The organism is Nocardia sp. JMUB6875 (assembly GCF_041154655.1).
Classification (GTDB): domain Bacteria; phylum Actinomycetota; class Actinomycetes; order Mycobacteriales; family Mycobacteriaceae; genus Nocardia.
This window is the reverse complement of sequence record NZ_BAAFGR010000012.1, coordinates 34,850-52,990: the sequence shown is the minus strand read 5'-3', so window position 1 is coordinate 52,990 and position 18,141 is coordinate 34,850. Positions and strand designations below refer to the sequence as shown.

At 68.5% G+C, this 18,141-nt stretch carries 15 protein-coding genes; 8 read left to right on the top strand and 7 right to left on the bottom strand.

Annotated features, from left to right (window positions below; genetic code table 11):
- The first annotated feature begins 98 nt into the window (after positions 1-98).
- Entirely contained in the window at positions 99-974 is an 876-nt protein-coding gene (locus ACAM49_RS05205; RefSeq protein ID WP_369634298.1) for an Ig-like domain-containing protein, read from the top strand.
- A gap of 27 nt (positions 975-1,001) precedes the next feature.
- Here ACAM49_RS05205 and ACAM49_RS05200 read toward each other — a convergent pair whose 3' ends face one another.
- The 3 genes from ACAM49_RS05200 to ACAM49_RS05190 are packed head-to-tail and all read right to left on the bottom strand — an operon-like array spanning position 1,002 to position 4,197.
- Complete coding sequence (locus tag ACAM49_RS05200; protein WP_369634297.1) at positions 1,002-2,570, bottom strand: FAD-dependent monooxygenase; 1,569 nt, start codon at positions 2,568-2,570, stop codon at positions 1,002-1,004.
- 58 nt (positions 2,571-2,628) lie between these two features.
- Positions 2,629-3,249, bottom strand: coding sequence for a TetR/AcrR family transcriptional regulator (locus ACAM49_RS05195; RefSeq protein WP_369634296.1), 621 nt, complete (start codon positions 3,247-3,249; stop codon positions 2,629-2,631).
- 60 nt (positions 3,250-3,309) lie between these two features.
- Positions 3,310-4,197 carry an esterase/lipase family protein gene (locus tag ACAM49_RS05190; RefSeq protein ID WP_369634295.1) on the bottom strand — a complete coding sequence of 296 codons (888 nt, stop codon included), beginning with the start codon at positions 4,195-4,197 and terminating at the stop codon, positions 3,310-3,312.
- A gap of 168 nt (positions 4,198-4,365) precedes the next feature.
- Between ACAM49_RS05190 and ACAM49_RS05185 the strand changes: the two genes are divergently transcribed.
- Entirely contained in the window at positions 4,366-5,241 is an 876-nt protein-coding gene (locus ACAM49_RS05185) for a DMT family transporter (protein ID WP_369634294.1), read from the top strand.
- Here ACAM49_RS05185 and ACAM49_RS05180 read toward each other — a convergent pair.
- Positions 5,238-6,404: an AI-2E family transporter gene (locus tag ACAM49_RS05180; RefSeq protein ID WP_369634293.1), complete on the bottom strand. Its 1,167-nt coding sequence runs from the start codon at positions 6,402-6,404 to the stop codon at positions 5,238-5,240. The genes ACAM49_RS05185 and ACAM49_RS05180 overlap by 4 nt on opposite strands.
- A gap of 156 nt (positions 6,405-6,560) precedes the next feature.
- On the opposite strand from ACAM49_RS05180, the gene ACAM49_RS05175 reads away from it, so the two are divergent.
- The 3 genes from ACAM49_RS05175 to ACAM49_RS05165 all read left to right on the top strand — a co-directional run bounded on the left by ACAM49_RS05175 (position 6,561) and on the right by ACAM49_RS05165 (position 10,837).
- Positions 6,561-7,220, top strand: coding sequence for a phosphate uptake regulator PhoU (locus tag ACAM49_RS05175; RefSeq protein ID WP_369634292.1), 660 nt, complete (start codon positions 6,561-6,563; stop codon positions 7,218-7,220).
- Positions 7,221-7,492: 272 nt separating this feature from the next.
- Positions 7,493-9,847: an MFS transporter gene (locus tag ACAM49_RS05170; protein WP_369634291.1), complete on the top strand. Its 2,355-nt coding sequence runs from the start codon at positions 7,493-7,495 to the stop codon at positions 9,845-9,847.
- A 102-nt stretch (positions 9,848-9,949) separates the two neighbouring features.
- Complete coding sequence (locus ACAM49_RS05165) at positions 9,950-10,837, top strand: SGNH/GDSL hydrolase family protein (RefSeq protein WP_369634290.1); 888 nt, start codon at positions 9,950-9,952, stop codon at positions 10,835-10,837.
- On the opposite strand, the gene ACAM49_RS05160 is transcribed toward ACAM49_RS05165, so the two are convergent.
- Entirely contained in the window at positions 10,801-12,813 is a 2,013-nt protein-coding gene (locus ACAM49_RS05160) for a molybdopterin-dependent oxidoreductase (RefSeq protein ID WP_369634289.1), read from the bottom strand. The genes ACAM49_RS05165 and ACAM49_RS05160 overlap by 37 nt on opposite strands.
- Before the next feature lie 182 nt (positions 12,814-12,995).
- Between ACAM49_RS05160 and ACAM49_RS05155 the strand changes: the two genes are divergently transcribed.
- Both ACAM49_RS05155 and ACAM49_RS05150 read left to right on the top strand, forming a co-directional pair.
- A complete protein-coding gene (locus ACAM49_RS05155) occupies positions 12,996-13,406 on the top strand; it encodes a hypothetical protein (protein WP_369634288.1) in 411 nt (136 codons plus the stop codon).
- Positions 13,407-13,602: 196 nt separating this feature from the next.
- Positions 13,603-14,424 (top strand): DUF6319 family protein, encoded by an 822-nt coding sequence (locus tag ACAM49_RS05150; protein ID WP_369634287.1) that lies wholly within the window; start codon positions 13,603-13,605, stop codon positions 14,422-14,424.
- A gap of 43 nt (positions 14,425-14,467) precedes the next feature.
- On the opposite strand, the gene ACAM49_RS05145 is transcribed toward ACAM49_RS05150, so the two are convergent.
- On the bottom strand, positions 14,468-16,045 hold the full coding sequence (locus ACAM49_RS05145) for a diguanylate cyclase (protein ID WP_369634286.1): 1,578 nt from the start codon (positions 16,043-16,045) through the stop codon (positions 14,468-14,470).
- A gap of 270 nt (positions 16,046-16,315) precedes the next feature.
- Between ACAM49_RS05145 and galK the strand changes: the two genes are divergently transcribed.
- Positions 16,316-17,449, top strand: coding sequence for a galactokinase (galK, locus tag ACAM49_RS05140; RefSeq protein WP_369634285.1), 1,134 nt, complete (start codon positions 16,316-16,318; stop codon positions 17,447-17,449).
- Positions 17,450-17,467: 18 nt separating this feature from the next.
- Here the strand turns inward: galK and ACAM49_RS05135 are convergent, their stop codons facing one another.
- Complete coding sequence (locus ACAM49_RS05135) at positions 17,468-18,070, bottom strand: TetR/AcrR family transcriptional regulator (protein ID WP_369634284.1); 603 nt, start codon at positions 18,068-18,070, stop codon at positions 17,468-17,470.
- Positions 18,071-18,141: the final 71 nt, after the last annotated feature.

Below are 18,141 nucleotides of genomic sequence, written 5' to 3'. Positions count from 1 at the left end.
GTCCGCGGGGGATCCGCGCGTGATCTAATCGCGCCAACCCGGGTGCGTCAGCGCCTCGATAACGATGTCGAGGGACACCCGTGTGCGTGGGAGAGACGATGGTGGACAGAAGTATTCAGCGGGTGGCGGGCTCGATGGCGGCCCTCGCGGTCGCGGCGGGTTTCGTGGCTGCGGCCGTGCCCGGGACGGCCTCGGCCGCGCCCGGCACGGTCACCTGGTCCGACGGGAACAGCAAGTTCACCCGGACGGTGTCGAATACGAATCCGATCGTTGGTGAGGTCGTGACCGTCAAGACGACCTTCGAGCGGACCGGGATCCCGGTGGAGTACATCTACGCGGTGAAGGACTGGCACCCGGCCTGCCTGACGCCGGTGGCCGGCTCGGCGAAGATGGGCGGCGACCAGGTCTCCCTGGACACCTCGTCCTCGGATTGGGTGCGGGCGTCGTTCGGCATCACCAAGTACCCGGTGTACCCGAACATCAATCCCAAGTCGCAGACCTTCGAGGTGCAGTACACCGTGGGTGTGAACTGCGCCCGCGACACCCCGCTGCCGACCTCCATGGACTACAGCGGCTCGCTCGGTGACGGCAACTACGCCAACAAGGGCCCGAACATCACGGTGTCCAGCGATGCCGTGTCGACCACCGTGCTCACCGATGTGACCGGTGCGCAGACCGGCAAGGCCGTCACCCTCGAGGCGACCGTGTCCCCGGCCGCGGCGGGCGGCACCGTCCAGTTCAAGGCGGGCGACCAGGTGCTCGGCGACATCCCGGTCAATGCGAACGGCAAGGCCACCATCGTGTGGACCCCCGGCGCGGCGGGTTCGTACACGATCGGCGCGAACTTCTCCGGCCGCACCGGCGTGGCCGCCTCCTCGACCACTAAGGTCGTGACCGTGACCGACGTCCCGGTCGATCCGACCCCCACCCCCACCCCCACGCCCAAGCCCAACACCGGGTCCTTCGGCTTCTGAGCGCCCGCGCCGGGTTCCCTCGAACCCTCAGTCGAGGGAACCCGGCGTGCCGAACCAGCGTTCGAGGGCGGCACGCAGGCTGCCGTGGTCGGACGGGGTGAAATCATCGGTGGCCCAGGCGATGTAGCCGTCCGGGCGAATCAGCAGGGCCGCCGCCGGAGGCTCCGGACAGGTGGCCGCGACGAGGTCGACTCGATCGGTCCAACCCGCCGCGACGGCCGCCAGGTCTGCGGTGTCCCCGAAGGCGAACAGGATCGGACGCGCCGGGCGCAGGAGTTCGGCGATTCGGGCTGTGCCGCTGTCGGTTTCGACGGTGTGATCTGGGAAGAGATGGCCCGAGAGCGGGTGGGAGTCGCCGACGTCATACCGGACGTCGGAGCCCGCCAGCAGGTTGGCGATGTGGGTCGTCACTTGGGGAAGCTGCATGAGTTCGCCGAAAAGCTCTCGGAGAGCGGTGATTTCCGGTCCGGGTGAGACCAGTGCGGATTGCGACAGGGTGTACATGACGACCCGCTCCGCGACGGGATGGCGTTCGGATTCGTAGGTGTCGAGCAGACCCTCGGGTGCCCAACCCCGAACCTCCGCAGCGAGTTTCCATCCCAGATTGACGGTGTCCTGCAGGCCCAGGTTGAGGCCGGGCCCGCCCATGGCGGAGTGCACGTGGGCGGCGTCGCCGAGCAGGAAGACATTGCCGAGGCGGTAATGCTCCGCGACCCGGGTGTTCTGACCGATGGTGCGCCGCAGGTTGTGCGGGCCGGGACCGGTCGGCGGAGTGATGGGCAGCGGTGTACCGAGGACACGCTCGACACTGTCCCGCAGTTCGTCGAAGGTCATGGGTGTGTCGTTGGAATACTGTTCGCCGCCTTCGAATTCGATGGTCCCGACCAGCGGCCGGTGGGGTTGCAGTTCGGCATAGACGAAGATGCCGCGTTCGAGGCTGTGATGGCCGAGCTCGAAGGTGCCCACGCCGGGTACCTCGAGGCGGCCGTCGCCGGTGCGGAGTTCGGCGGGAATGGTGGTGTGCCCGGTCCGGGCGATGTGGCCGTCGGCGGTGATGCCGGGGAAGTCGATGCCGGTTCGCTTGCGTACCAGGCTCTTTCCGCCGTCGGCGCCGACCAGGAAGCGTGCCGTCAGCTCGTAAGCGCCGTCGGGAGCGGAGATCGAGACGCGGACCCGGTCATCGCCGGGCTCGATGTCAATCAGCTCGTGGCCCCAGCGCAGATCCACGCCGAGGTCGATCGCGCGCTTGGTGAGGATCTCCACCATCTCCGGCTGCGGCTTGAGCAGCAGGTGCACCGGATTAGGTTGCACCGCAGTCAGATCCAACGGCATGCCGCCGAATATGTAACGCGGCACCGGAGTCGGCGTCCCCGGGTTGCCGCTGAACGCGCCGTACAGGCCGCGCATATCGAGGATGCGAACCACCTGTCCGGCAAGGCCATTGGCCTTCGGTTCGAGACTAGGAGCGGGTAGTCGGTCCAGCACGATGGGCCGGAGTCCGGCGAGGGCGAGTTCGCAGGCGAGCATCAGGCCGTTGGGCCCGGCTCCGGTGATGACGATGTCGGTGGTCCGCACGGAAGCACTGTTTTCGGGCATGACGAATAAACCTCTTGTCACTGAGGGTATTTCGGGACGACCGGCGCTAGCGGCGCTGCTACGCCGGTGGTTCGGGCAGGCCCGCCGCGAGCGCGGCCATGGCCTGCCGGATCAGAACGGGAATAGGTTGGGGCGGATCGGATCTCACGTAGATCTCGAAGGCGGCCTGCTGTGCCGCGGAGGCCACCGCCGCGACCAGCCGCGGGTACAGGTCGCGCTCGGGATCGGTGCCGGTGCGCTCGGCAATGGCGGCGATCACCGCCTCCTGAATGCCTTTCGACATCATGGCGGCGACTTCCGGTGCCTCGACCAGTTTCCGGACCTGGACGAGCTGTTCGGGGGTGGGCGTCAAATCACCGGTCTCGGTGAGTTCTTCCACGAGCGGTTCGACCATCGCCGTGGTGAGCGCTTCCAAGAGCGGTTCCTCCGCCGGCCGGGAGCGCAGAATCTCCACGCCGCGGCGGATTCGGTCGAGCTGCCGGTAGACGAGCGCGTCGTACTTCCCGGCGAAATAGTTGTTGAAGGTGCGCACGGAAACCCCCGCCCGCGCGGCGATGTCCTCGCGCACCACGTTCTCCAGCCCGCGCTCGAACATGAGCGCCAACGCCGCATCGCTGAGGGCGCGGCGGGTGTCGGCCTTCTTGCGCTCACGGAGTCCGAGCGGCTGTTCGTCGGGCATGCACCCAGTATGCGAGAAACGTGCCCGGCGGGCAATGTTTCCTGCCGGGCAATTTTCGGCTCATTCGGAGAGCAGCTGTTCCACCACCCACCGCGCCGCGTCCGGCTGCATCGGCAGCGCGGCATGACTGGCGAAACCCGCACGCGGATAAAGATCTTCGAAGAAATCGTTCACCACGCCCGGCTCCTCGATGAACGAGGCCGTACCCGGCGGCGTCAGCACCTGATCGCCGCGCGTGGCCAGCACCGAGTAGGTGACCTCGGGCACGGTGATCCCGCCGTCGAGCAGCGCCGCGGTCACCCGCGACCCGGCCAGGCAGTCCAGAGCGCCCTGTACGCCCCGGAACACGCTGTCGCGCAACGGATTCGTGGCATCGTTGAGCACGCTCGCCAACCCTTCGGGCGACCCGGGCAGATCCAACCCCCCGATGAGCGTCGCCGCGGTCGTCCCCTTGGTCACCGGCGCGAGATACACCGCGCGGTCGACGGACGGTCCGCCGTGCAGGAACTTCAAGTAGTAGTTGGCGATCAACGCTCCCGACGAGTGCGCGACGATATCGACCCGCGCGGCCCCCGTCGCCGCCAGCACCTCGGCCACGAAGTCCCGCAGCTGCCCCGCCGACTCCGCCACCGGTGCGGCCGCCTGCATCGGCCCGATGATGCCGTACCCGAAGATGAACGGGCAGCCCCCGATCGCCCGGATCCCGCTCGTGATCCCCGCCATCTGCTTGTCCAGCGTCGCGCGAATATCCCCGACCGCCCCGAAACCGCCGAGGATCACCACCGGATTCGGCTGCTCCGGCGCGGGCGCGCAGTCCAGCGCAGGCTCGAGCGTGCCGGAGGCGGGCAGCGGATCACCCCCGGTTTCCGGCGGCGCCGCCGAAGCGGGCGCCGCGCCCAGCGCCAGCAGCGTCGCCGCCACCACCGCCATCCCCGCCCGAACTCGCACTCGTCGCCACTGTCTCGCAGGTCGCCACTGTCTCGCCGGTTGCCGCTGTCGTCTCGCAGGCCTCGCGTTCGTCACCGAAATAGTTCGGACACCGCGCGCGTTTGGACGACCGAATCAGCGTGTCGGCGGCGTGGCATACGCTCCGGAGGATCGGAAGGAGCGTGGGTTGTGAGCAAGCGCGGGTGGCTGTTGTTCCTGGGCATGGGCGTGATCTGGGGAGTCCCGTACGCCATGATCCGGGTCGCGGTGCGCGAATTCGACCCGGTGTTCGTGGCCTTCGGCCGGACCCTGCTGGGCGCGCTGGTGCTGCTGCCGATCGCGCTGTACCTGAAGGTGCTGCTGCCGGTGCTGCGGCGCTGGCGCTGGGTGCTGGTGTACACGGTCGTGGAGATCACCGGCCCGTGGCTGCTCATCGGCCACGCCGAGACCAAGCTGACCAGTTCGACCGTCGGCCTGCTGATCGCCGCCGTGCCGCTCATCGCCATCGTGATCACCACCCGAATGGGCCACGAGCACTTGGACATGCGCCGCATCCTCGGTCTGGTGATCGGCTTCGCGGGTGTGACCGCCCTGGTCGGCCTGGACATCGACGTCTCGAATCTGGGCGCGCTGGCCGCCATCGGCGTGAGCGTGATCGGCTATGCGCTGGGCCCGATCATCATCGACCGCAAGCTGACCGACCTGCCCCCCATCGGCGTGGTGACCGCCTCGCTGATCTTCGCCGCCGCCATCTACCTGCCGTTCTCCCTGTGGCGCCTGCCGTCGCACTACCCGCCCGGCCCCACCTGGTCGGTGGTCGGCCTCGGCCTGATCTGCACCGCGCTGGCGTTCGTGGTGTTCTTCGCGCTGATCGGTGAGGTCGGCCCGTCGCGCGCCACCGTCATCACCTACATCAATCCCGCGGTGGCTCTGCTGATCGGCGTCTCGCTGCTGGACGAGCCGCTGACCGCGGGCATGGCCATCGGCTTCCCGCTGGTGATCCTCGGCTCCATCATCGGCACCGCGCGGGCCCGGGCGCAGACCAAGGAGCCCACGCCCGCCTAACTCTTCGAGGGCCGAGTTCGTTTGCCGCCCTTGCGGGTTCGCTCGGTGCGCTCGATGCGCGGGTCCTCGGGGACCTCGTAGCGGGGGACGTACTCGCCGAGGAACGCCTGCAGCGTCGCGGTGGCGGGGATGGCCAGCAGCGCCCCCACCGCGCCCAGCAGCGCACCACCCACGATGACCGACAGCAGCGCGATCGCCGGATTGACGTCCACGGTCTTGGCGGTGATGCGCGGCTGCAGCACGTAGTCCTGCAGCCACTGGTAGACCACCACGAAGATGAGGATCCACACCGCGTAAATGGGATTGATGGTCAGCGCCACCAGGACCGGCAGGATGCCCGCCAGATACGTGCCGATGGTCGGCACGAACGAGGCCACCACACCGAACCAGATGCCCAGCGCGATCGAATTCGGAATGCCCAGCAGCGCCAGGAACGCCCCGTGCGCGACGGCGGAGATGACCGCCAGCAGCGCCCGCGAATACAGGTAGCCCCCGGTCTTCTCGATGGCCAGATCCCAGGCGTGCAGCACCGCACCCTGTTTCGCGGGCGGCAGCAGCGAGCACACCGCGCGCCGCAGCTTCGGCCCGTCGGCGGTCATGTAGATGCTGAACAGCGCGATGGTGACGAATTTGGCCACCCCGGCCAGCACCGTGCTGGACAGACCCCACACATTGTTGGCGGCGCGCGCGGCATAGCTGTTGATCACGTCCGAGTCCTTGAACAGCCGGTCGCGCAGCTGGTCCAGGGTGAACTTCTGATGGAAGGTGTGGTTGACCCAGTCCACGAGTTCGTCGATGAGCCGCGGCAGTTCGCTCACCACATTGGCGACGGTCTCCACCATGAGCACGCCCAGGGTCGCGAGGAAGCCCGCGGTGCAGGCGAACACGATGAGGAACACCACGCCGGTGGCCAGCCCGCGATTGACGCCGCGCGCGGCCAGCCCGTCCACCGCCGGTTCCATGGCCAGCGAGACGAAGAACGCGACGGTCATCATGATCGCGATGCCGATCAGCTGGTGCGCGGCCCAGTTGGCGAGTTCGAACAGCCCGAGCAGGGCCAGCGCGAGCACCATGGCCCGCGGCAGCCAGGCGGGCATCGATGCCCGGCCGGATGTTTCGGTGTCGGCGGTGTCGTCGGCGGCCACGGGGTCAGTCTCGTGCACGGGCCGGTGTTTCCCGGGAAGACGCACCGTGCGCGGGCTCTCCTGAAATTCCGGTCGGTCTGTTTTTAGCTACCGAAAAGAACCGAGAGTCATTCGGGGATAAAGGTTTTGCCGCGATAGTGTGCAGGTATGCACGTGGGCGGCCAAGATATGCGAGTGCGCACGAAATTCTCCAGCGAACTGATGGCGCTGACCGATGAGCTCGCGCATATGGCGAGACTGACGCATGAGGGTTCGGAGCGGGCCGCGGCCGCGCTCGCCGGCAGCGACCTGACCGCCGCCTACGAGGTCTTCGCGCTCGAGGAGAAGGTGGAGATCGAGCACGCCAAATGTGAGGACCGGTCGGTCATCCTGCTGGCCCTGGAGGCCCCCGTGGCCCGGGATCTGCGCCAGGTGGTGACCGCCATGCAGATCGCCGACGACCTGCTCGCGGTCAGCCGGGCGCTGAGCCGGGTGGCCGATGTGGTGGTCCGCCGCTACCCGAATCCGGCCGCCCCGCCGCAGGTTCTGGCCCTGCTCGCGGAAATGTCGAGCGCTGTAACGCATCTCGTCGACACCGCCGTGGGAGTCATTGCCGCACAGAGCCCGCCGCGCGACCGCGCGCTGGTGCCGCGCGACGAGAATATCGAGCGGTTGCGCGTCCAGCTGGTCGAGCTGGCCGCCGACGACACCTGGGCGCACGGCTCGGCCATGGCCATCGATATCGCGCTGCTGGCCCACCACTTCGAGCGCGGGGCCGACCACTGCGTGCGCATCGGACGGCTCATTCGCTTCTTCCACACCGGTATTCCGCTCTACGCACAAACGGAGGCGTAACCACCACCTGATGTTCGGGGTCTGTCCACCCGGGGGGTAAGCTGCCCGAATTGCTTCATGGCGAGGTCTTTTCGAGTAGCACCGCAGCTCTCTTTTCGTAGCACCGCATTGCACGGACAGCCGAAAATCCGACAAGGGCCCCAAACATGACCAACAGCTCTACCCAGGCGAAGTTGGCAGCACCGGTTCGAGTCGCGCCCGCTCCCGCCACCGCGGAGAGATCGGCCGAGAACACTCTGCCACCGCAGAACACACTGTCGCACCGCCAGATCATGACCATACTGTCCGGTCTGCTGCTGGGCGTCTTCCTGGCCGCACTGGACCAGAACATCGTGAGCGTGGCGATCGTCCGCATCGCCAACAGCCTGCACGGCTTCGACAAACAGGCCTGGGCCACCACGGCCTATCTCATCACCGCCACCATCAGCACACCGCTCTACGGCAAGCTCGCCGACATCTACGGCCGGAAACCCTGCTACCTCATCGCCATCGGCGTGTTCGTGATCGGCTCGGTGGCCTGTACCTTCGCCACCACCATGTACCAGCTCGCGGCCTTCCGCGCGCTGCAGGGCGTGGGCGCGGGCGGGCTCATGTCGCTGGCCTTCACCATCATCGGCGATATCGTGCCGCCGCGCGAAAGAGTCAGATACCAGGGCTATTTCATGATGGTGTTCGGCATCGCCACCGTGCTCGGGCCGGTGCTGGGCGGCTTCTTCTCCAATGCCGATCACATCCTGGGACTCTCGGGCTGGCGGTGGGTTTTCCTGGTGAACGTGCCGATCGGCGTGCTGGCGCTGCTGGTCGTCGGCAAGGTGCTGGACGTGCCGTTCGAACGGCACCGGCAGCGCACCGACTGGCTGGGCGCGATAACCCTTGCGGTGGGCACGGTTCCGCTGCTCATCGTCGCCCAGCAGGGGCGCGAATGGGGCTGGCAGTCGCATCGCGCGCTGCTCTGCTACGCCGTCGCGGCCGTCGGCCTGGTGCTGTTCCTGCTGGTGGAATTCCTCATGAAGGACGCCGCGCTGATTCCCTTGCGGCTGTTCCGCAATCGCACCTTCAGCATCGCCATCGGGGGCGGCTTCATCGTCGGCGTGGCCATGTTCGGCGCGATCGTGCTGGTGCCGTTGTACTTCCAGGTGGTGCGCGGGTATTCGCCCACGCGCTCCGGGCTTTTCATGCTGCCTCTGGTGGTGGGCATCATGATCGGCGCGCAGATCTCCGGGCTCATCACCAAGTTCACCGGGCGCTACAAGGCGCTGCCGATCCTGGGATCGCTGGTGATCGGGCTCGGGTCCGTGCTGTTCGCGCTGGTGCGTTTCGACACCCCGCTGTGGCAGCCGCTGTTGTACTGCGGCGTCATCGGTTTCGGGCTGGGCGGGTGCATGCAGACGCTCATCATCGCGGCCCAGAACGCCGGGCCGCGCATGGACATGGGTGTGTCCACCGCGTCGGCCACCTTCTTCCGGCAGATGGGCGGTACGCTGGGCGTCGCGGTCTTCCTGACCATCCTGTTCAACCTGCTACCGCGCAAGATCCTGGCCGCGTTCGGCGGGCAGCTGCCGCCGGGCTTCGACCAGGCGCAGCTGGGGCAGATCCAGAGCAATACCAGCGGGATCGCGGCCCTGCCGGAGGAGCTGCGCACGCCCATCCTGACCGGGTTCACCCATGCCATGGGCGGGGTGTTCTTCGTCGCGGCGGCGGTCGCGGTGGCCGCGGCGTTCGTGCTCGTCTTCATGAAAGAGATTCCGCTGCAGGATGTTCCGGTGTCGGTGGTCGAGGAGATCGCGGAACCCGAACCCGAACCCGAGCCGGAGGAACCGGAGTTCCGCTACATCGAGCCGACCGGGCTGTCGGTGTCGGGCTGCGTGCACCGCGAGGACGGACAGTCCGTGCCCGATGCCGTGCTCACCCTGATCGATCAACGCGGACACCAGGTTTCGCGGGCCATCGGAGACCCCGACGGCGCCTACCGCATCGGTGTCCCGCGCGCGGGCGGGTACGTGCTGATCGTGTCCGCCTTCGGGTATCAACCCGCCGCGGTCTCGATCAGCGTCGGCGGTCGACCGCATGTGCTCGATGTGCAGCTGCTCGGTTCCGGCGAGGTGTCGGGCACGGTGCGCACGGCGGGCCGCGGCGTGCCGCTGGGCGAGGCGACGGTCACGCTCACCGACGCGTTCGGCGATGTGGTCGGCTCGGCCATCACCACCGCGGAGGGCGACTTCATCTGCCGCGGCGTGCTCGCGGGCACCTACACCCTGGTCGCGGTGGCCGATCACATGCGGCCCACGGCCATGACCCTCACCGTGCCGGACAGCGGAATGCTGCGCCACGACATCGAATTGGCCCCGCGCGCGGTGCTCGCCGGATCGGCGTGCAACGAGCGCGGCGACGGGGTGCCGGACGCGCAGATCACCGTGCTCGACGAGGCCGGGGATCTGATCGCCATCACCCGCACCGACGACAGCGGGCGCTATGTCGTGCCGGATCTGGCCGAGGGCCGCTACACCGTCATGGCTCGCGGGTACCCGGCCGCCTTCAGCCGGGTCACGGTCGCCGACGGCGAGGTCGCCCACGATGTCCTGCTCGGGTACGAGCGGGTGGAGGCGGTGGACCGGGTATCTAACTGAGTTTGTTTCGCTTTCGGCGGGCGGGGCGGCGGCACAGCTGTTAGGTTTCCGGCTGAAAACAGTCCAGCATTCGGTATTGGGCTGATGCAGGGAAGAACAGTTATGAAGACCTCGCGCGCACTGCTGACCGCAGCCGCCCTCGCCGTCGTGCTGCCCGCCGGAGCCGCCCGGGCCGAACCGGATGCCGCCGCACCCGCCGTCAATGAGTATGTGGCCCTGGGGGATTCGTGGGCCGCCGACGCCACCATCACCCAGATCACGACCGTCTTCACACCCACGCCGTGCGTACAGAGCGCCCGCAATTACGCCAAGCAGGTCGCGGCGGCGCTCAGCGTGCCGGTGTTCCGCGACGCCACCTGCGGTGGCGCGGTCACCGCGAACATGACCGCACCGCAGCGCACCGCGCTCGGCGACAACGCGCCCCAGTTCGACCGGCTGACCGAGAGCACCGACCTGGTCACCCTCGAAATCGGCGGCAATGACGCCGATCTCGCGGCGGTCGTCGGCGCCTGCGTCACGTTCGACCCCGCCGCCACCCCGTGCCTGGACCAGATGGTGGTGGACGGCGTGGACCGGATGTCACAGAACATCGCCAGGACCGAACCGCGAGTGGCCGCCGCCATCGCGGGCATTCGCGAACGGGCACCGCACGCGCGCATCCTGCTGCTCGACTACTTCGAGGGCATCGGCCTCGACGGCGGCTGCTGGCCGGAGATCCCCATCTCCGACGCGGACGCGATCTGGCTGGGGCGCAAGCTGATCGAGATGCACGACATGCTCGCCCGGGTCGCCGACGACACCGGCGTGGAGTTCGTCGACACCTACGCCGGTAGCGCCGGGCACGACGCGTGCAAGCCCGTCGGCACCCGCTGGGTGGAGGGCCTGCTCCCGTACTCGGGCAACCCGGTCGGCCCGGCCGTGCCCTTCCACCCCAACCAGCTGGGGGCGGACTATCAGGCCCGCAGGGTGCTGGAAGCGCTCGGAGCCTGATCGTCGGCGGCGTGCGTGCGCGGGGTGATCACGACCCGGTTGTCGTGAAACACCGCGCCGCCGCCGTAGTCCGAATCCCTTTCCGCGATGGTCGCATTCACGGTCGCACCGCCGGTGTGCTTGGCCCAGCGGCCCTTCTCGGTCGCGGCCACACCCGGCCGGACCGCGTCGGAGACCGTCGCGATGGCGTCGAACGAACCGCGCGCATTGCCGACCGTCACCGCGTCGCCGTCGGAGATGCCCCGCGCGGCCGCGTCGTCCGGATGGATGGTGACCCTGGGTTCGCCCGCGCGCCGCCGCAATTCGGGATTCGCGCCGAAGGTGGAGTTGAGGAAGTAGTGCGAGGCGGCGGAGATGAGCACCAGACCGTCGCCCGGATCGGCGGGTGGGGTGTACCCGGCCAGCGGATCGTGCCCGTCCTCGACGGCGCGCGCCGAGACGAACTGGAGCTTGCCCTGCGGCACCGGTTTCGGCTCGATCTTCAGGAAGCCCTCGGCGCGCAGGCGGTCGATGTCGTAGTTCTTCAGGACCTGGTTCGCCAGCTCCTCGTCGGACTCGAACAGCGCCGGTTCGGTCAGCCCCATGCGGTGGGCCAGCCGCCGGAAAGTCTCTGTGGTGGGCAGGCATTCGCCGGGCGGGGCCACGGCCGGTTCGTTCCAGACCAGGTAGAGATTGCCGTACGCCGCGATGACATCGAGGTGTTCGGGCTGCATCGTGGCGGGCAGCACGATGTCGGCGTAATCGGCCGTATCGGTCTGAAAGTGTTCCAGCACAACGGTGAACAGGTCCTCGCGCGCGAGACCCTCGATCACCCGGCGCTGGTCCGGATTCGAGCCGACCGGGTTGGCGGCGATCACGAACAGCGCCTTGACGGGCGGTCCGGCCGGATCCAGCAGCGCTTCGCCCATGCGCGTCATCGACAGCGTCCGCACCGGATGCGGCAGCAGGTCGTGGCGGGAGAGCCCCTCGACATCGAGCTCGAAGTGCCCGCTGGTCGAATAGTGTAGTCCGCCACCGGGAATCGCCCAGTCCCCGGTGACGCCGGGCAGGCAGGCCAGGGTGCGCAGCGCCATGCCGCCGCCCGCGTGCCGCTGAATGCCCTGCGAGACCCGGATGGCGGTCGGGCGGGTGCGCGCGATGCGCTCGCCGAGCGCCACGATGCGTTCCACCGGCAGCCCGGTGATCTCCGCCGTCCGCTCGGGCGTGTATTCCTCGACGCGAGAGCGGAATTCGGGCCAGCCCTCGGTGTGTTCGGCCAAGAAGTCGCCGTCTTCGGCGCCCAGTGACACGATGACATGCATGAGTCCCAGCGCCAGCGCCGCATCGGTGCCCGGCAGCGGTGCCAGATGTTCGTCACAGCGTTCGGCGGTGCGGCTGCGCACCGGGTCGATGGCGACGGTGTACGCGCCGCTGTCCTGGATGAACTTCCAGATGTGATGACCCGTCGTCAGCGGATTGGTGCCCCACAACAGGATCAGCTTCGACTGCGCCAGATCTTCGGGATCCATGCCGCCCGCGGTGCCCAGGGTGTAGTTCAGTCCGGTGTTGCCCGCGATCGAGCAGATGGTCGGTTCGTGCAGCGACGAGCCGAGGGCGTTGAAGAACCGCCGCCCGGAAAACCCCTCCAGCCCTTGTACGTAGCCGAGGCTGCCGTTGCCGTGGAACGGCCAGATGGCCTCGCCGCCGTGCTCGGCGATGATCCCGGTGAGCCGGGTGGCGATCTCGTCGAGCGCCTCGTCCCAGGTGATGCGCTCGAAGCGGCCCTCGCCCTTGGGCCCGACGCGGCGCAGCGGGTGGGTGATGCGCTCGGGGGAGTGGACCTGCTCGAGGTACCGGTTCACCTTGACGCACAGCGCGCCGCGGGTGACCGGATGCTCCTTGTTACCGCGCAGGCCGACCGCCTTGCCGTCCTGCACGTCCACCACCCAGGAGCAGCCGTCGGGGCAGTCGAGTGGGCAGGCTCCCAAGATCTTCACCCGATCGATCGTAGGCAAGCGACCTGTCGGGCGCGAAAGGCGAGCGTACGGGTGGTTTCCGCATGCGACACGCCTGCCGTGTCATGTGACGACACGCGCGGGCGCTGCGGTAATCTCGGCGCGCGGCTAATCAGCCGCAACAGGATTGCGGGGGCGGAAGTGCGCGGTGGAATGGGAGCTTCATGATCACCCCCGGCCGAGGTCTCGTCGGTGTCGTCACGGGTTGCGTGGCGCTGCTGACCGGCTGCGGGCACGCGGGCCACTCCGAGACCGCGCACGCGAAACCCGCCGACACCCAGCCGGCGTCCGGGGATACGGGGGAGATGCAGCGCAGCGCCTTCGTCACCGGCTGCGCGGGGACCTCGGCGGGCTGGCAGGCGACGGCGGTGGTGAGCAATCGGGATGTGGTCGAGCACCGGTATCTCGTGGTGATCAGCTTCATGACGCCGGAGTCCACGGATCTGGAGCGGACCCGCACCGAGGTGCTGGTCGCGCCGGGTGCGACCCAGGATTTCACCACCGAGACGCGGTTGGATCCGGTGACCCGTCCACAGACCGTCCGGTGCGTTCTGCGCGGTGTGGAACAACTCTGAAAGTTGCGCGGGGACAGGGGCGGACGCCTAGGATCTCCTGCGCCGGCCATGCGCGGTGGGTCGTACCGGTCGGAATAGCCAAACGTTCACTGACCTGCACGGCGGTGGTATCGCGAAATCTCCGGATGTGGATTTGTCGGTGCCATGGTGCATGCTCTTGGCACGCAGATGTCCGCCCGCCCGCCCGGAGTGCCCCATGTCGACCCGTACCAAGCCACAGCCCTTGTCGGATACCGAGATTCGGCAGATCGCCGCGGAGATCGACGCGGGCCGTCCGCCGATGGTGTGGTTCACCGCGTCGGCGGTCGGTGTGCCGGAAGGCCGTTCCGGCAAGGTGATGTCCCTCGGTGATCCGTCCGAGGGAGATTTCCTGCAGGTGAAGCCCACCGGCTCGAAGGATGTACTGTCCTTCGGCCCCACCGAGGTGACGCTCACCAAACCGGCCCGCGCCGGCCAGCCCGCCAAACCGGCCGGTGCGCCTGCGAAAGCGGCCACCGCGTCTGCTCAATCGGCCAATGCGCCTGCTAGAACGGCCAATGCGTCATCGGCCGCGAAACCGACTGGAACTACCCCGAAAACGGCAACCAGGAAGGAATCCACCGTGACGATGTCGTCGCCCGTGACGTCCCCGGCTCCGGCCGCGCCCGCGCCGGAGGCCCCGCAGCCCACCGCCGAGGCTCCGGAAGCCAAGGCCGCCAAGCCCGCCGCCTCTCGCCCGGCCCGCAATGCCGCCGCGGCGGCGGCGAAGAAGCCGAAGGCCGCCGAGGTGACCGTCACCCTCAGCGGCACCGCCGACGGTGAGTGGACCCTCGATGTGGTGAACGGCAAGAAGCGCACCATCAAGGGCCTGCCGGTCGCGAGTTCCGCTGTGGCCCAGGCCGCCAAGATCCTGCACCCGGAATTCGCGGAGGTGGTGGATTCCATCCACGAGGCCGTGCGCGCCGCGCAGCAGGCCAAGGTGGAGCAGCTGCAGGCCGAACTCGAATCGGCCCGTCGGCTACTCGAGGATCTGGCCTGAGCCGGGCGACTGATTCGCTGTGCTGGACAGCTGATTCGCTGTGCTAGACCGCTGATTCACGATGCCAGGTGCGCGGCCCGGATTCGGGCCGCGCCTTGCGCAGATCGTCATGGGCCCGGCGCAGATCATCGTGCGCCCGGCGCAGATCGTCGTGGAAGACGTACCCCAGCGAGTATTCCTTCGCGTGGTACATGGCCGAATCCGCTTCGCGCAGTAGCTCGTACACCGTGGTCTCGGTCTCCCGCGGCCGCGAGCACGCGATGCCGATGCTGGCCGCGATGCGCACCTCGGCCGCGCTCAGCTCGAACGCCTCGCCCAGCGTGGCCAGCAGGCGTTCGGCCAGCTGGCGTGCCTGCTGCTGGGCCAGCGGGGCCAGCACCACGAATTCGTCTCCGCCGTAACGCGCGGCCGCGTCGTCCCGCCGGATGACGCGGCGGATCCGGGCCGCGGCATTGGCGATCAATTCGTCGCCGACCGCGTGCCCGTAGTTGTCGTTGACCCGCTTGAAGCCGTCGAGGTCGATGAACAGCAGCGCCAAAGGCTGTCCGGCCCAGCGCTCCCGATTACGATGCAGCGCCCGCAGCAGGGCGGCGCGGTTCAGGAGTCCGGTGAGCATGTCGTGGTCTGCCTGGTACTGCGCGCGCCGTTCGCTGCGGGCGCTGCGTTCGATGGCGCGTTCGCTGCGTAGCAGCACGCCGCCGAGTAGCAGTGCGAACAGCGAGGACACCACCACGCGGTCCAGGGTGTCGAGGCTGGAGCCGACCACCGGCACCAGCGAGGCGACGATCATGACGATGGCGATGATGCTGGCCCGCTGCCGGGAGCGGTGCGGATGGATATCGCGCGGCCCGCCCAGCACCACCATGCTCGGATGCAGCGCGGCCGCGCCGATCAGCGTGAAGCCCAGTTGCAGTGGCAGCAGCTGGATCTGGCGGCCGAACACCGCCGAGCCGACGGTCTGCAGGTGGTAGCCCAGATCCCCGGCCAGGATCACCAGCATGGCCAGGTGGACCAGCCGCAGCGAGGTCTCCGAGCGGGCCGAGGTGATGACCGAATGCACGATCACGGTGAGCAGCAACGCGTCCACGATCGGGTCCGCGATGCTGATGACGGTGCTGAAATGCAAGCCGTGCGCCACGTGCAGCACCGGCGAGATGAGGAAGGTCCACGACAGCAGCACCGCGCCCAGACCGATGAGCGCGGAGTCCAGCAGCACGTCGTGGTCGGTACTGTTCTGGCGCGGGCGCAGCCACAGCACCGCGGCCACCCCGACGCAGCAGTATCCGAACAGGGTGAACAGATCGTCGAAGGGATGCCGCTGTGATTCCGTGACGTGCCGCAGCGCGGTGCCGATGGTGAATTGCACGGCCGCGGCGGACAACAGGTACCAGGGCAGCGGATGGCGCGGCCGGTACTTGCGGACTCCGCTGCCGATCATGGTGAGGCTGATGGCGACCGAGGCGAACAGGGTGCCCAGCATGACGGCGCGGGAGCTGTTGACCAGGGGCAGACCGAGAACGAGCACGCCGCAGGCGAACAACACGGTGCGCCAGCAGATTCTGACGCGCCACGGGGCCCGATCGGGACCGGACTGTTCGGCCGGTTGTGCGTCTGTTCCCACCAGCCCCCCTTATCCGAGCAGTACTCGAAAAGACACCGCCGATCATCAACCGAGCATTGCGGTACGAGCATAGGTCCCCGCGCAGCGGTGGCAGAGTGCCCGGTCGACAAAGGCGCTGCCACTATTTGGGCAACCGAACCGATCATGACATGAAAGCGCCCGCTCCGGAGCGGAGTTCGGCGAACCCGCAGGACCGCTTTCCGCGAGACTCGTTATGCTCCCCGCGAATCGAACCGAACGGCCTGCACGACTCTTGGAACAGGAGCCGCAGTGGCATCTGGCGCGGGACGCCGGGGGACACCCGGAACGGGACGCTGGTGGGCGCCCGGCCGGGTCAATCTCATCGGCGAGCACACCGATTACAACGACGGATACGTGCTGCCGCTGGCCCTGCCGCTGGGCATGACCTGCACCGCCGCGGTACTTCCGGATGGCAAGGTGCGGCTGCGATCTCGCCAGGCCCCGCACCGGCCGGTCGACACCACCGTCGCCGCGCTCGGCACCGGCGGCTGGTCGGAACTGCCCGCCTGGAGCCATTACCCGCTGGGCGTGCTGCGCGAATTCGAACGCCGCGGCCACGAGATCCCCGGCGTCGATCTCGATCTCGACGCCACCGTCCCCATCGGCGCGGGCCTGTCCTCGTCGGCGGCGCTGTCCTGCGCGGTCGCCATCGCCCTGCGGGACCTGTTCGCCCCCACCGTCTCCGCCGCCGAGATCATCGATATCGCCCGCACCGCCGAGAACGTCTACGCGGGCGTACCCACCGGCGTCCTCGACCAGTCCGCGTCCATCCTGTGCACGGCGGGCCACCTGCTGTTCCTCGACACCCGCACCGGCGCCACCGAGCAGATCCCCTTCGATCTCGACGCCGTCGGCCTGTCCCTGCTGGTCTTCGACACCGGCAGTCTCCACCGCCTGGTCGACGGCGAGTACGCCCGCCGCCGCGACGAATGTGCCGCCGCCGCAGCACAACTGGGCGTTCCATTCTTGCGCGACATCGCCTCCGCCGACGAGCTCGACCGCCTCGCCGACCCGGTCCTGCGCCGACGCGCCCGACACGTGATCACCGAAAACGCCCGTGTCCTGCGAATTGCCGAACAATTGCGCACCGGCGCGGACCCCCGGCGCATCGGCCCCGCCCTCACCGCCGGACACGCCTCCCTCCGCGACGATTTCGAGGTCTCGGCCCCACCGCTGGACCTCGCCGTCGACACGGCCCTGGCGGCGGGCGCGCACGGGGCGCGCATGACCGGCGGCGGCTTCGGCGGCAGCGTCATCGCCCTCGTCGACCGCGACCGCGCCGACGCGGTGCGGACCACCGTGCGGGAAGCCTTCGCGAACAAGGGATTCGACGCGCCCCACGACTTCACCGTCACCCCGTCGGCCGGTGCCCATCGCCTCTGAACGGCGAAATCGCCTGTCCTACACCGCCGCGTCGATCAGTGCGATGGCCGCGCGGGTGCACAGGTCGCGCGCCGTCTCCGGTTCCAGCCCGCGCACGTCGGTGAGCACGATGAACGCCTCCCAGCCGACCACCAGCGCCACCTGCGACACCAGATCCTCGAAAGCGCTGGGGGACAACTGGTCCCGCAACGGATCCAGTGCCCATTCGATCCAGCCGATGCGGCGGAACCCGCGCCGCGGCTGACCCGGCTCCGGCGGCGCGGCGTCCACCGTCAGCTTCACCAAACGCCGTCCCATGGGCAGGGATTCGCGGATATTGCCCGTCAATGCCGCCACCAGCACGGCGATCCGCTCGCGCGGATCCGCGCTCTCGGTCCGCTCGATCGCCTCGTCCGCACCCGCGCTGATCAGGCCGACGGTAGCATCGAGCAGCAGTTGATCGAGGGTGGGGAAGTGCAGGTAGACCGTGCGCCGGGCGACATCGGCCGCCTCGGCGATCTCATTGATCGAGGGATTCGCCCCGCGGGCCAGCAGCGCCATCGCGGCATCCACGATCGCCTTGCGGGTGCGCCGGCGCTGAGCGACCCGGCCCGGTCCGCCGGTCGGCGGGTTCTCGTTCACGCGCGGCGGCCCTTTCTCGATTCATGCCTTGACAGTCCCTGTGCTGCGCTTCACTATATCCACATGCACTG

Excerpts from the sequence above, each read along its gene's own strand:
- ACAM49_RS05195 (WP_369634296.1), bottom strand. The coding sequence starts at position 3,249 with ATGCCCGACGAACAGCCGCTCGGACTCCGTGAGCGCAAGAAGGCCGAC.
- ACAM49_RS05205 (WP_369634298.1), top strand. The coding sequence starts at position 99 with ATGGTGGACAGAAGTATTCAGCGGGTGGCGGGCTCGATGGCGGCCCTC.
- ACAM49_RS05150 (WP_369634287.1), top strand. The coding sequence starts at position 13,603 with ATGTCGACCCGTACCAAGCCACAGCCCTTGTCGGATACCGAGATTCGG.
- ACAM49_RS05155 (WP_369634288.1), top strand. The coding sequence starts at position 12,996 with ATGATCACCCCCGGCCGAGGTCTCGTCGGTGTCGTCACGGGTTGCGTG.
- ACAM49_RS05200 (WP_369634297.1), bottom strand. The coding sequence starts at position 2,570 with ATGCCCGAAAACAGTGCTTCCGTGCGGACCACCGACATCGTCATCACC.
- ACAM49_RS05170 (WP_369634291.1), top strand. The coding sequence starts at position 7,493 with ATGACCATACTGTCCGGTCTGCTGCTGGGCGTCTTCCTGGCCGCACTG.
- ACAM49_RS05165 (WP_369634290.1), top strand. The coding sequence starts at position 9,950 with ATGAAGACCTCGCGCGCACTGCTGACCGCAGCCGCCCTCGCCGTCGTG.